At 73.3% G+C, this 12,563-nt stretch carries 11 protein-coding genes; 4 read left to right on the top strand and 7 right to left on the bottom strand.

What is annotated here, in order from left to right:
* The first annotated feature begins 5 nt into the window (after nucleotides 1–5).
* Together ACH4SL_RS34765 and ACH4SL_RS34760 are read left to right on the top strand one after the other, a co-directional pair.
* Nucleotides 6–1,028: a hypothetical protein gene (locus ACH4SL_RS34765; RefSeq protein ID WP_398453608.1), complete on the top strand. Its 1,023-nt coding sequence runs from the start codon at nucleotides 6–8 to the stop codon at nucleotides 1,026–1,028.
* A 196-nt stretch (nucleotides 1,029–1,224) separates the two neighbouring features.
* The gene (locus ACH4SL_RS34760) at nucleotides 1,225–1,794 is read left to right on the top strand and encodes a peptidoglycan-binding protein (protein ID WP_398453606.1); all 570 of its coding nucleotides are present in this window, start codon (nucleotides 1,225–1,227) and stop codon (nucleotides 1,792–1,794) included.
* A 73-nt stretch (nucleotides 1,795–1,867) separates the two neighbouring features.
* On the opposite strand, the gene glnA is transcribed toward ACH4SL_RS34760, so the two are convergent.
* Nucleotides 1,868–3,277, bottom strand: a complete 1,410-nt coding sequence (gene glnA, locus ACH4SL_RS34755) for a type I glutamate--ammonia ligase (RefSeq protein WP_398453603.1) — start codon at nucleotides 3,275–3,277, stop codon at nucleotides 1,868–1,870.
* Nucleotides 3,278–3,474: 197 nt separating this feature from the next.
* On the opposite strand from glnA, the gene ACH4SL_RS34750 reads away from it, so the two are divergent.
* Complete coding sequence (locus ACH4SL_RS34750; protein ID WP_398453600.1) at nucleotides 3,475–3,942, top strand: RDD family protein; 468 nt, start codon at nucleotides 3,475–3,477, stop codon at nucleotides 3,940–3,942.
* An 82-nt stretch (nucleotides 3,943–4,024) separates the two neighbouring features.
* Here ACH4SL_RS34750 and ACH4SL_RS34745 read toward each other — a convergent pair whose 3' ends face one another.
* The 4 genes from ACH4SL_RS34745 to lipB all read right to left on the bottom strand — a co-directional run bounded on the left by ACH4SL_RS34745 (nucleotide 4,025) and on the right by lipB (nucleotide 7,347).
* On the bottom strand, nucleotides 4,025–4,702 hold the full coding sequence (locus ACH4SL_RS34745; RefSeq protein ID WP_398453598.1) for a DUF4191 domain-containing protein: 678 nt from the start codon (nucleotides 4,700–4,702) through the stop codon (nucleotides 4,025–4,027).
* A 66-nt stretch (nucleotides 4,703–4,768) separates the two neighbouring features.
* A complete protein-coding gene (locus ACH4SL_RS34740; RefSeq protein ID WP_398453596.1) occupies nucleotides 4,769–5,041 on the bottom strand; it encodes a hypothetical protein in 273 nt (90 codons plus the stop codon).
* A 360-nt stretch (nucleotides 5,042–5,401) separates the two neighbouring features.
* Nucleotides 5,402–6,379, bottom strand: coding sequence for a lipoyl synthase (gene lipA, locus ACH4SL_RS34735; protein ID WP_398453594.1), 978 nt, complete (start codon nucleotides 6,377–6,379; stop codon nucleotides 5,402–5,404).
* A 59-nt stretch (nucleotides 6,380–6,438) separates the two neighbouring features.
* Entirely contained in the window at nucleotides 6,439–7,347 is a 909-nt protein-coding gene (gene lipB / locus ACH4SL_RS34730; RefSeq protein ID WP_398453592.1) for a lipoyl(octanoyl) transferase LipB, read from the bottom strand.
* A 319-nt stretch (nucleotides 7,348–7,666) separates the two neighbouring features.
* Here lipB and ACH4SL_RS34725 point away from each other — a divergent pair, with 319 nt between their 5' ends.
* Nucleotides 7,667–9,448: a regulator gene (locus tag ACH4SL_RS34725; RefSeq protein WP_398453590.1), complete on the top strand. Its 1,782-nt coding sequence runs from the start codon at nucleotides 7,667–7,669 to the stop codon at nucleotides 9,446–9,448.
* Nucleotides 9,449–9,998: 550 nt separating this feature from the next.
* Here ACH4SL_RS34725 and ACH4SL_RS34720 read toward each other — a convergent pair.
* Nucleotides 9,999–11,267: an NAD(P)/FAD-dependent oxidoreductase gene (locus ACH4SL_RS34720; RefSeq protein ID WP_398453588.1), complete on the bottom strand. Its 1,269-nt coding sequence runs from the start codon at nucleotides 11,265–11,267 to the stop codon at nucleotides 9,999–10,001.
* A gap of 167 nt (nucleotides 11,268–11,434) precedes the next feature.
* Nucleotides 11,435–12,331, bottom strand: a complete 897-nt coding sequence (locus ACH4SL_RS34715; RefSeq protein WP_398453586.1) for a TIGR01777 family oxidoreductase — start codon at nucleotides 12,329–12,331, stop codon at nucleotides 11,435–11,437.
* Nucleotides 12,332–12,563 lie beyond the last annotated feature (232 nt).

Genomic DNA, 12,563 nt, shown 5'->3' with positions numbered 1-12,563 from the left:
GACAGGTGCTCAGGCGTGAGGGCGACGGGGTGCGCCACTGGCAGGAACAGCGGGCGATGCGCGGGTGGGAGGTCTTCCCGCCGCACACGGCGGCCACCTGGCTGATGCCCGGTGACCCGGCGTCGGTGGCGCCCCGGGTCCGGGAGGTCGTGGACGCCTTCGAGCGGGAGGCGTTCCTCGGCCCGCTCGGTGTGCACCGGTCGGGGACGAACGTGTACTTCGACTGGCAGCACGACTCCGGTCGGTGGACCCAGGAGCGCTACGACCGCCACCTGGCGAGGCTGGCCGAACCCGACGCGGACGGAGCCGAACTGGCGTGGAACCTCGCCGACGAGGAACGGCCCGCGGACGACCGCACCAACTGGCACATCAGCCTGTCGGTGAAGGCCGTCGAACCGGACAACCGGTGGTGGGAGTGGCGCCTCAAGGAGGAGGCGCCGCCCTTCGCGGGCGCCTACCTCGACGCCATGGCAGACGCCTGCCTGCGCGTCCTCACGCTGGCCGGAAGCTGGCCCGAGGTGACGTGGGGAGCCGTGCTGCGCGACCACTTCGGCGCGACCGACGACCCCCCGTACGAGCAGTACTTCGCCCTCACCACCCCGGCTCCCCGTACGGCTCTGGTGACGCGCGGGTACTACTGGGCGAACCTGCTGACCTCCGGCCACACGGACGCGTACGGCGGCGCCGAGGCGCTGCGGTCGCGGTGCGAGGCCGCCGGGGCGCGGCTGGACCCCGTGCCGGGCCGGACGGACGCGGTCATCGTCCGCAGCCCACTCCCGCTGAGCGGCCTGGACGACGCGCAACTGGCCCTCCTGCGCGAGGCCCTGGCCCCGGTCACCCCGGTCGTCCCGTACCGCTACTACGCGGGCCCGCCCCTGCGGGTCCTCAAGGAACCGGGCACGGCCTTCCGCCGTATCCCGCCCGAGATCGACTTCCCGTGGTTCGAGGACGACGGCGAACTGACCCCGGACATGGGCACGGCCCGGCAACTCGTCCCCGACGAAGACGAACGGGGGAGGACACGCTGAGGCGAGAGGGCGACGGTATGCCTGGTGGCAGGCCCGCCGGCGCCTCCCCGGCCGGCGACCCGCGGCAGGGGACACACCTGCTTCACAGCTTCGGCATATGCCTGTGCGAGGTCTTCACAACCCTCGTCGTCAGCCTCTAACGTCCTCCGCGGTCATGACTTTCGATCACCGCACCTTGCTCCCGAGAGGATCCACTGTGCCTTCGACCTCGTTCCGCCGCCGCGTACTGGCCCGCGCCGCCGTCCCCCTCACCGCTGCCGTGATGGCCACCGGTGTGGCCGCCGTGATGGCCACCCCGGCCGCGGCGAGCAACAGCTACAACGGCAACGCGTACATCTCCGGCACCGGAAACCCGTACGACGATTTCAACGACGAGGGCGCGCTCAACACCAGCACCAACGCGGTCTCCAACGCGACCTGCCTGTGGCAGAGCATCCTCGTCGCGGACGGCTACCTCGACAACACCGTCTACGAGATCGACGGCTCCTTCGGCGCCAAGACGCGGGACGCCACCGAGTCGTGGCAGTCCAACCACGGCCTGGACGACGACGGCTCCGTGGGAAAGCTCACGTTCAAGAAGGTGGCCGAGATCGGCCTCATCGTCAAGAGCCAGAATGACGACGGCAGCGCGACCGCCGTGTACGACGGCTGGGCCATGACCCTCCAGCTCAAGCGCGCGACGAACGGCCGCTGGTCCTTCCTCAACGAGCGTAACGACAAGTGGTACACAGCCAGCTACAACACCCGCACCTGCCCCAACCCGTAACCCCGCCCCCCGCCGGGACCACCTGGTCCCGGCGGGAGCCCGCCCCTCGGGCGGAGGGGCCAAGGACCGCGGTTTAGAGGTCGAAGTAGAGCTCGAACTCGTGCGGGTGCGGGCGGAGCTGGATCGGGGCGATTTCGTGGGTGCGCTTGAAGTCGATCCAGGTCTCGATCAGGTCGGCGGTGAAGACGCCGCCGGCCTGGAGGTAGTCGTTGTCCTCCTCCAGGGCGGTCAGGACCGCGGGGAGGGAGGTGGGGACCTGGGGGACGCCGGCGTGCTCCTCGGGGGCCAGCTCGTAGAGGTCCTTGTCGATCGGCTCGGCCGGCTCGATCTTGTTCTTGACGCCGTCCAGGCCCGCCAGGAGGAGGGCGGCGAAGGCCAGGTAGGGGTTGGAGGACGGGTCGGGGGCGCGGAACTCGACGCGCTTGGCCTTCGGGTTCGAGCCGGTGATCGGGATACGCATCGCCGCCGAGCGGTTGCGCTGCGAGTAGACCAGGTTGACCGGGGCCTCGAAGCCGGGGACCAGGCGGTGGTAGGAGTTCACCGTCGGGTTGGTGAAGGCCAGCAGCGACGGGGCGTGCTTGAGGATGCCGCCGATGTAGAAGCGGGCGGTGTCGGACAGGCCCGCGTAGCCCTGCTCGTCGTAGAAGAGCGGGGTGCCGCCCTGCCACAGGGACTGGTGGACGTGCATGCCGGAGCCGTTGTCGCCGAAGATCGGCTTGGGCATGAAGGTCGCGGTCTTGCCGTTGCGCCAGGCGACGTTCTTCACGATGTACTTGAAGAGCATCAGGTCGTCGGCCGCGGCCAGCAGCGTGTTGAACTTGTAGTTGATCTCCGCCTGGCCCGCGGTGCCGACCTCGTGGTGCTGGCGCTCGACCTGGAGGCCGGACCTCTCCAGCTCCAGGCTGATCTCGGCGCGCAGGTCGGCGAAGTGGTCGACCGGCGGGGTCGGGAAGTAGCCGCCCTTGTAGCGGACCTTGTAGCCGCGGTTGTTCTCCAGGGCGCCGGTGTTCCAGGCGCCGGCCTCGGAGTCGATGTGGTAGAAGGACTCGTTCGACGACGTCTGGAAGCGGACGCTGTCGAAAACGTAGAACTCCGCCTCCGGGCCGAAGTACGCGGTGTCGGCGATGCCGGTCGACGCGAGGTAGGCCTCGGCCTTCTTCGCCACGTTCCGCGGGTCACGGCTGTACTGCTCGCCGGTGATCGGGTCGTGGATGAAGAAGTTGATGTTGAGGGTCTTGTCCCGGCGGAAGGGGTCGACACGCGCCGTGGACAGGTCGGCGCGCAGCGCCATGTCCGACTCGTGGATCGCCTGGAAGCCCCGGATGGACGAGCCGTCGAAGGCGAGTTCCTCGGCCGGGTCGAACGCCGATGCCGGGACCGTGAAGTGCTGCATGACACCGGGCAGGTCGCAGAACCGGACGTCGACGAACTTGACGCCCTCGTCCGAGATGAACTTGTTGACGTCGTCGGCGTTCTGGAACATCCCACTCCTCCTAGGCCCGGCCGACCGGCCGGGGGTGGCGATCGAGGTGCGGCCACTTCAGCGGCCCACACTGCCATGACCTTAAGGACCTGGCATTTCTCAAGCATGACCCATTTGTTTCGTGGGTGTTAACCGGGTGGTGGCGCAGCGGGTCCCCGGCGCGCGGCGCTGGGCCGTCCGGGGGTTACCGTGGTCGGGTGGACAACAGGGAAGTCATCGGATCGTGGCTCTCGGGGCCCCGCGCGGCAGCCGAGCAGATGGGTGTGGAGTTCGGGTACCGCGGTCAGCGGCTCGGGCTCCCGGAGAACGGACCCGGCTCCATCGCGTCCGTCGGCCGGCGCATCGCCGCGCTGTTCATCGACTGGTTCCTCAGCGTGCTGATCGCATACGGTCTGCTCGCGCACCGTCACGTACATCTGGCGAGCAACTGGGCGCTGCTGGTGTTCGGTGCGGTGAGCGTCATCGGTCTCGGGCTCGTCGGCGCGACCCCCGGCAAGCTGATCATGCGGACGCGGGTCGTGCAGGTCGACGGCAAGCGCCTCACCCTGCTGGGCGCCCTCCTGCGCACCGTGCTGGTGCTGCTCGTCGTCCCGGCCGTCGTCTTCGACCGCGACACTCGCGGCCTGCACGACAAGGCCGTCAAGACCGTGCAGATCCGGGTCTGAGCCGCCGCTTCCGGAGCGGGAAGCCAGAAAAAGGGCGCCCCCGTCGCGGGGGCGCCCTTTCCGGGTCAGGTGAGGGAGACGGTCAGCGGCCCTTGGGCATCCGCATGCCCTTCGGCAGCGGGCCCTTCGGGATCGGGAGCTTGGACATCGGGTCGCCCAGCGCCCGCAGCCGGTCGTTGACCTGGGTGGTCTGCGGGCCGGTCAGGGTGCGGGGGAGGCGCAGCAGCGTCGTCCGCAGCTTCTTGAGGGACAGCTCGCCCTCGGCGGTGCCCACGATGTAGTCGTGCACCGGCACGTCGTAGACGATCCGGGAGACCTTCTTCTTCTCGTTGGCCAGCAGGCCCTTGACCCGGTTGGGGTTGCCCTCGCCGATGAGCACCACGCCGGCCTTGCCGACCGCCCGGTGCACCACGTCCTGGCTCTTGTTCATGGCCACCGCCGGTGTCACGGTCCAGCCGCGGCCCACGTTCTGGAGCACTGCCGCGGCCGCGCCGGGCTTGCCCTCCAGCTGACCGAAGGCGGCCTTCTCGGCGCGGCGGCCGAAGATCACCGCCATCGCGAGGAAGGCCAGCAGGAAGCCCAGGATCCCGGCCCAGATCGGATGTCCGATCAGGAATCCGAGCGCGAGGATGACACCGAAGGTGACGATTCCCACAGCCGCCACGATCAGCCCGACCTTGGGGTCGGCCTGCCGGGTCATCTTGTATGTCTGAGCGATCTGCGCCAGTCGCCCAGGGTTCTCGGATGTCTTCCTCGCCATGGGGCAAAGGATACGTGGCCACCGGCTCACCCGTCACGGCGACCACCTGGCTGTGCCGGGACGTGCTCAGTCGCGTACGGCGTCCTCGCGCGCGGCTGTGGCCAGGGCCGCCGCCGGGTCCGGGACGGCGGCCGTCACCAGGGCCGCCATCTCGTGCTCGGCCTCCCGGCGGTCCTTGGCGCGCTGCCGGTCGGCGACGACGGACGCCCAGGCGTTACGGCGGGCGGTCTGCTGGCCACCGCGCAGCAGAAACGATTCGACAGCACGCAGCGCGCCGGCGACCGGCGTATGCGTGGGCAGGTGCGGATACGGACGGGCGTGGACCGACTCGGACGGCATGGCGTCCCCCTCAGGAGCAACGAGACGAACCGGAGTGCGCGGTGCTGGGTCGTGCGTGGTGCGGGCGTACGCGGTACGTACGGGCGTGCGTGGCGCGTCGTGCGGGCGGTGCGGTACGGCGACGGCGGTGCGGGCTGCGGGGCGTACCGGCGATCCGCCTGCGGTGCGACGCCGTACCCGCGTACCGGCCGTGAGAACCAGGCTCGCGACAACGTGTTACCAGCCGGTGACCACCCGGTCAATCTCACATGAAAGCCGCACTCCCGCCCGCACCCCGCCCCGCCAGGTCACTCTTCCGGCAGCCCGGCAGGGCCAGGTGAGGGGATTCACACGCCGGCCCCCGCGGAGGCCTTGGACGGATCAGCCCGCGTGCACCGCGCCGGGCACCGCGCCCAGCCCCGCGCGGCGGTCGACGGCCTGCTGGAAGAGCCGCCCGGCGCGGTAGGACGAGCGGACCAGCGGCCCGGACATCACCCCGGCGAAGCCGATCTCCTCGGCCTCCTCCTTCAGCTCCACGAACTCCGCGGGCTTGACCCAGCGCTCCACCGGGTGGTGCCGCACCGAGGGCCGCAGGTACTGCGTGATGGTGATGAGCTCGCAGCCCGCGTCGTGCAGGTCGCGCAGCGCCTGGCTGACCTCGGCGCGTTCCTCGCCCATGCCCAGGATCAGGTTCGACTTGGTCACCAGGCCCGCCTCGCGCGCCCGGGTGATGACCTCCAGCGAGCGCTCGTAGCGGAAGCCGGGGCGGATGCGGCGGAAGATCCGCGGCACCGTCTCGACGTTGTGCGCCAGCACCTCCGGGCGCGACCCGAAGACCTCGGCGAGCTGCTCGGGCACCGCGTTGAAGTCCGGGACGAGCAGCTCGACCTTGGTCCGTCCGGCGGCCCGCCCGGCGGTCATGGCGTGGATCTGCCGCACCGTCTCCGCGTACAGCCAGGCGCCGCCGTCCTCCAGGTCGTCGCGCGCGACGCCGGTGATCGTGGCGTAGTTCAGGTCCATCGTGACGACGGACTCGCCGACGCGGCGCGGCTCGTCGCGGTCCAGCGCCTCCGGCTTGCCGGTGTCGATCTGGCAGAAGTCGCAGCGCCGGGTGCACTGGTCGCCGCCGATCAGGAACGTCGCCTCACGGTCCTCCCAGCATTCGTAGATGTTGGGACAGCCGGCTTCCTGGCACACCGTGTGCAGGCCCTCGCGCTTCACGAGCGACTGCATCTGGGTGTACTCGGGGCCCATCTTCGCCCGGGTCTTGATCCACTCGGGCTTGCGCTCGATGGGGGTCTCGCTGTTGCGGACCTCCAGGCGCAGCATCTTGCGTCCGTCGGGTGAGACTGCGGACACGACCGGCTCCCTAAAGCTGAGATTGTGCCTGAGGCTTTGATTCTTCGGTGAACGCCAGCTTACGCCGCGGAATTCCTGGAAGGCGTGTCGATGACGCGGGGCAGCGGGACGGCCGTGGTCAGGACCTCGGCGAGGTGCTTCTCGACGACCGGCAGCACCTCGGCGACGGTGACGTCCCGCCCCAGCTCCTCCGCCAGCGAGGTGACGCCCGCGTCCCGGATGCCGCACGGCACGATGCGGTCGTACCAGGTGGTGTCGGGGTCGCAGTTGAGGGCGAAGCCGTGCATGGTCACGCCCTTGGCGACGCGGATGCCGATCGCCGCGAGCTTGCGGTCCTCGCGCCGCTGGCCGGCGTTGGAGGGCGCGTACTCCGGGCCGTTGAGCCGCGGGTCGAACTCGTCGTCCGTGAGTCGCGGGTCGAAGTCCAGGGTCAGCCCGCCCGGCCGCTTCGCTGTGCTTGCGGTCGCGCTCCGGCTCGACTCCGCTCCGGCCGCGTGCCCCTCCCTCGTTCCTCGGTCGGAACCCGCAACCTGCGCTGCATCTCGCCTGCGCTGCTCCACCGGGTCGCCCAGCACCCACACCCCCGACCGCCCCTCCACCCGGGAGGTCTCGACGCCGAAGTCGGCGGCCACCCGGATGAGGGCCTCCTCGATACGGCGGACGTGCGCCACGACGTCCACCGGACGCGGCAGCTTCAGGATCGGGTAGCCCACGAGCTGGCCGGGACCGTGCCAGGTGATCTTGCCGCCGCGGTCGACGTCCACCACCGGGGTGCCGTCCAGCGGGCGCTCGCTGTCCTCGGTACGCCGCCCCGCGGTGTAGACCGGCGGGTGCTCCAGCAGCAGGCAGGTGTCCGCGATCTCGTCGGCGAACCGGGCGGCGTGCACGGTGCGCTGCTGCTGCCACGCCTCCTCGTACTCCACGGCGTCGGGTCCGAAACCCAGGTGAACGAACTTCAGCTCACTCACGGCGACTCCTCTGCGGTGCGGCTCTGCGGTGCGGCGGCGCGGCCGACGCGGGTTGTCGCGAGGCGCCCCGTCAACTGTACGGCGACCAGGCGGAGCAACCCTGCGCGGGGCGGACCCGCCGGGCGCGAAACGGCGTGACCCATACCACGGTGGCCGGCACCGGCGCGATCGGCTTACCCGGCAATGCGGACCGTTGTCGCTCAATCGGACGAATACGGGGCTCTTGTGGCGAGGCGGACGGCGCAGACCGTTACATTCGCGCCGATCCGACGTTCCCGCTGATCCGACGTTCCCGCAGAGGAAGAGGGCCGTACCGCCGATGGCCGACCGTGTCACGCCGCGCATCCCGAACGGACCCTCCGCCGTCCCGGCCCCGGGGCCCGGACGCCCGACCGCCGCGGGCCACCACCCCCCACCCGCGCAGTTCGCACCGGACGAGGAGGCGCGGGCCGCGACGGACGCCGACCTCGAAACCGGCCAGGACCCGAAGACCGCGGCCGCCGGGCCCCCCGGCACGGGCCGCGCCGAACGCACCCAGCACCGCAACGCCCGGCTCGCCGCGCTCATCGCCGAGGCCGGCTTCTCGCACGCCGGCCTCGCCCGCCGGGTCGACCGGCTCGGCCAGGAGCACGGCCTCGACCTGCGCTACGACAAGACCTCCGTGACGCGCTGGCTGCGCGGCCAGCAGCCGCGCGGCACCACGCCCGCGCTCATCGCCGAGGTCTTCACCCAGCGCCTCGGCCGCCGGCTGTCCGCGCAGGACCTCGGGCTCGACGCGTGCGCACCCGTCTACGCCGGGCTCGAATACGCCGCGGGGGCGGCCGAGGCCATCGACATCGTGAGCGGCCTGTGGCGCAAGGACACCGGCAACCAGGCGGAGCTGCGCAAGATCGCCTTCTCGCCGGCAGGCCTCGTCGTCCCCAGCCGCGACTGGCTCATCGGCGCCGCCGACGACTCCGTGAGCCGTCTTTCCACTCCCCTCCCGCCGCCGCGCACCGCCGTCGCCGCGCCGCGCACCCCGCCGCCCGGCACGGCCACGGCCGTACGCGTCCCGGGCGGGGCGTACGGCGCCGCGGCGCGCGGGCCCGGCGCCGGGTACGGCCAGAGCGGCGTGCGGGTGCCCGCGCAGAGCCGCGGCGCGCAGCGCGGCGCCGGACAGGACGCCCGCGCCGTCCCGCCCGGCGGCGCGGGCCGGGTCGGGGCCGGGGACATCGCCGCGCTGCGCGCCGTCGGCGACCTCTTCCGCACCCTGGACCACGCGTACGGCGGCGGCCACGCCCGCCAGGCCCTCGTCCGCTACCTGGAGCACGAGGCCGAGCCCATGCTGCGCGGCAGCTACGGGGAGACGCAGGGGCGCCGGCTCTTCGGGGCCGTCGCCGACCTCACCCGGCTCGCCGGGTGGACCTCCTACGACATCGGGGCGCACGGCCTCGCGCAGCGCTACTTCGTCCAGGCGCTGCGCCTCACCCAGGCCGCGGGGGACCGCGTCTACGGCGGGTACGTGCTCGTCACGATGAGCCGCCAGGCGGTCTACCTCGGGCACGGGCGGGAGGCGGTGCAGCTCGCGCGGGTCGCGCAGCAGGGGGTCGGGACGGCGGCGCCGCCCGCCGTACGGGCGCTGCTGCACGCGGCGGAGGCGCGCGGGCACGGCGTACTCGGCGAGACCCGCGCGTGCACCGCCGCGCTGGCCCGCGCGGAGCGCGCGTACGCCGCCGCCCGGCCCGGCGACGAGCTGCCCGGGTGGGCGCGCTTCTTCGACGAGGCGCAGCTCGCGGACGAGTTCGCGCACTGCCACCGCGACCTCGGCCAATACCGCGCCGCGGTGGCGCAGGCCGAGCGCTCCCTCCAGCTGCGCGCCGCCGGGTACGCGCGCAGCCGGCTCTTCTGCCGCGCCGTCCTCGCCTCCGCGCGGCTCGCCCTCGGCGAGGTGGACGCGGCCTGCGCGCTCGGGGCGGAGGTGGTCCGCGGCGCGGCGGACATGCGGTCCGCTCGCGCGGCGGATTACGCGCGGGACTTCGCGCGGCGGCTCGACCCCTACCGCGACACGTCCGCCGCCCGCGCCTTCTTCACCCGCACATCCCCCGCGGGGCTCCCCCTCTGACCCCGCGCGGGGTGAGCGTTTGCGCTGCCGCGCGGGGTACGTCAGGGGCGCGGGGCGGGTGCGCTTGCCGCGCGGGGTGAGCGTTTTTTAGGGGCGCGGGGAACTGCGCGGCCAGCCAGGACGTGCCGTCACGTCGTCACCGGCCCGGTGGGGCAGTTCGGTGCGTTCCGGACCACCGGCCGGTGGGTGGTTGCTCGCGCAGTTCCCCGCGCCCCTGGCGGGGCGCTGGTCCTGCGCTGCCGCGCGGGGCGCGCCCGTAGGGGCGCGGGGAACTGCGCGACCGGCCACGGCGTGCCGTCACTTCGTCACCGGCCCGGTGGGGCAGTTCGGTGCGTTCCGGACCACCGGCCGGTGGGGGCGGGTCGCGCAGTTCCCCGCGCCCCTGATGGTGCCCGGCGCCGCAGCGTGAAGCCCCCGCGCGCCAGCGTGAAGCCCCCGCGCGCCAGCGCGAAGCCCCCGCGTGGCGGCGCGGAGCCCTCGCGCCCATGGCGCCCGGCGCCGCAGCGCGAAGCCCCCGCGTGGCGGCGCGGAGCCCCCGCGGGGGGTGGGGTCAGGCCGCGGCCTGGTGGGGGGAGGGGGACGGGAGAGTGTCACGGACCATCGTGGAAGCGGCGCGGCGCGCGGAGATCAGCGCGCCCTGCAACGTGCTGGAGGTGCGGTGGGAGCCGCAGACGTAGAGGCCGTCGAGGAGGCGGACGGGGCGGTGGAGGTCGTGGGGGGCCGGCATCGCGGCGACCGCCTCGGGGTCGGTGTGGAAGCCGAGCAGCTCCCACTCGTCCGTCGGGGTGTCGTACAGCTCCGCGAGATGCGCCCGTACGGACTTGTCGGAGTCGCCGTCCGGCGGCGGGCCGAGGACGACCGAGGTGATCAGGGGGCGCCCGGCGGGCGCGCGGGTGGGGTCGATCGCGGAGGCGGGCAGCGAGTGCGAGACGGGTCCGAGCCGGTCCGCGTCCAGGACGAGCACCGGCTCCCGCAGCGGCGCCACGGGCGCGGCGTGGTGGTAGACCGTCACCTGGTGGAAGCCGGGCACCCGCAGCCCCGGCAGCAGCTCCGCCGCGGCCCGCGCCCCCGTCGCCACGAGCACCGCCCGGCAGGGCAGCTCCGTACCGTCCGCGGTGCGTACGCTGTGCACCGCGACCCGCTCCGCGCGTGTACCCAGCCGTACCGTGCCCGACGGCAGCGCGGCCGCGAGCCGTTCGGGCAGGCTCGCCGCGCCGCCCGCCGGCACGCACGTACGGCCCCGGGCGAAGCCGCGCAGCACCAGGTCGGCGACCCGGCTGGACGTCTGGAGCTCCGGGTCGCACAGCAGCGCGGCCAGCAGCGGCCGCAGGAAGCCCTCGACGCTGCGCGGCGCGAAACCGCGCCGGGAGAGCGCCTGCGCCGCGGTCGTCTCGGGGCGCGCGGCGAGCCGCCCGTCGGGCGCGCCCGCGAGCCGGCCGAGGGTCGTGGCGAGCCGGGCCCGGTCCAGCGCGGAGCCGAGGCCCGCCGCCCGTATGCCGCGCGGGTCGCCGACCCGGTAGCCGCGTCCCCCGGAGCGTACGAGCGCGCCGGGCGCGAGCGGGGCGAGCGGCAGCCCGCGCAGGGCGGGCACCCGGTGGAATTCCGGATAGGAGGTGTTGAGCAGTTGCGGCCTGCGGTCGAGCCGGAAGCCGTCGACGGTGTCGGTGGCCATCCGGCCGCCGACCCTTTCCGCGGCCTCCAGCACGCCGACCGTCAGGCCCGCGTCCAGCAGGTGGTGCGCTGCGGACAGGCCCGCGAGGCCCGCTCCGATCACGATGACGTCCACAGGTGCCGTGGTCTTGCCGCGTGCTGACAGCACGATGTCCCTCCCCGAGGTTCGGGCCGACTCCCCGCTCGTGTGGCGCCCGGCGCGGGGCGCACGACCGGTGCGGCTCGGTCGGTGGGGCGCGCGCGGCGCGGAACGCTGGTAAGGGTCATGCCCCCATCAAAGGTCCTTGATGCGGGCGCAACCGGTCCGATCCGGCCTTATCCGGTACGCAGCGCCGCGCGGATCGCGTCGTCGATGCCGGGGTGGGCGAAGGTGAAGCCGCTTTCCAGCAGCCGCGCGGGCCGCACCCGCTGACTGCCCAGCACGTCCCCGGCGAATTCGCCGAGCGCCGCGCGCAGCACCGGCGCCGGTACGGCCGCGAGCGTCGGGCGGTGCAGCACACGGCCCATCGCCGCGGTGACCTCACGGTTCGTCAGCGGCTCCGGCGCGGTCAGGTTGACCGGGCCGGTCAGGGCCGGCGTGCCGAGGATGTGCCGCAGCGCCGCGAGCTCGTCCCGCAGCGAGATGAAGCTCCAGAACTGCCGCCCGTCGCCGAGCCGGCCGCCCAGGCCCGCCTTGAAGATCGGGAAGAGCCGCCCCCAGGCGCCGCCCTCCCGCGCCACGACCAGGCCCGTACGGGCGAACGCGGTACGGATCCCGGCCTCCGCGGCCGGCTGCGCCGCGGCCTCCCAGTCGCGGACCAGCTCGGCGAGGAAGCCGCGCCCCGCGGGGGCGGACTCGTCGACTGGCTGGTCGCCGGTGTCGCCGTAGTAGCCGATCGCGGAGCCGCACACCAGCACGCGGGGCGGTACGTCCATCGCGGCGAGCGCCGCGGCGAGCGTCCGCGTGCCCTGGACCCGGCTGTCGTACAGCACCTTCTTGCGGGCGTCGGTCCAGCGCCGGTCGCCGACACCTGCGCCCGCGAGGTGGACGACGGCCTCGACGCCGGTGAGGTCGCGCGGGTCGAGCCGCCCCGCCGCGGGATCCCACCGCACCTCGTCCGGCCCCGCGGCCTCCCGCCGCACCAGCCGTACGACCTCGTGCCCGCTTCCGCGCAACTCCGCGCCCAGCGCACCCCCGATGAGCCCCGACGCACCCGTGACGGCAATTCGCATGCCCTCATCCTCCCCCGGGGCCCACCATTACGCCGCCGGGCGCGCGGTTCTGCTGCGCAGGGCAACCCCCAGGGGCGCGGGGAGGGCGCGCTTGCCGCGCGGGGCGAGCGTTTTTAGGGGCGCGGGGAACTGCGCGACCAGCCACGACGTGCCGTCACGTCGTCACCGGCCCGAAGGGGCAGTTCGGTTCGTTCCGGACCACCGGCCGGTGGTGGGCTGAGCGCGCAGTTCC

The sequence above is a fragment of the Streptomyces sp. NPDC021020 genome, assembly GCF_044333285.1.
Classification (GTDB): Bacteria; Actinomycetota; Actinomycetes; order Streptomycetales; family Streptomycetaceae; genus Actinacidiphila.
The sequence above is the reverse complement of the archived record's forward strand: the minus strand, read 5'-3'. Positions and strand labels throughout refer to the sequence as shown.

Coding starts and splice junctions, on each gene's coding strand:
- ACH4SL_RS34745 (WP_398453598.1), bottom strand. CDS start 4,702: ATGGCGAGGAAGACATCCGAGAACCCTGGGCGACTGGCGCAGATCGCT.
- ACH4SL_RS34725 (WP_398453590.1), top strand. CDS start 7,667: ATGGCCGACCGTGTCACGCCGCGCATCCCGAACGGACCCTCCGCCGTC.
- ACH4SL_RS34740 (WP_398453596.1), bottom strand. CDS start 5,041: ATGCCGTCCGAGTCGGTCCACGCCCGTCCGTATCCGCACCTGCCCACG.
- ACH4SL_RS34715 (WP_398453586.1), bottom strand. CDS start 12,331: ATGCGAATTGCCGTCACGGGTGCGTCGGGGCTCATCGGGGGTGCGCTG.
- glnA (WP_398453603.1), bottom strand. CDS start 3,277: ATGTTCCAGAACGCCGACGACGTCAACAAGTTCATCTCGGACGAGGGC.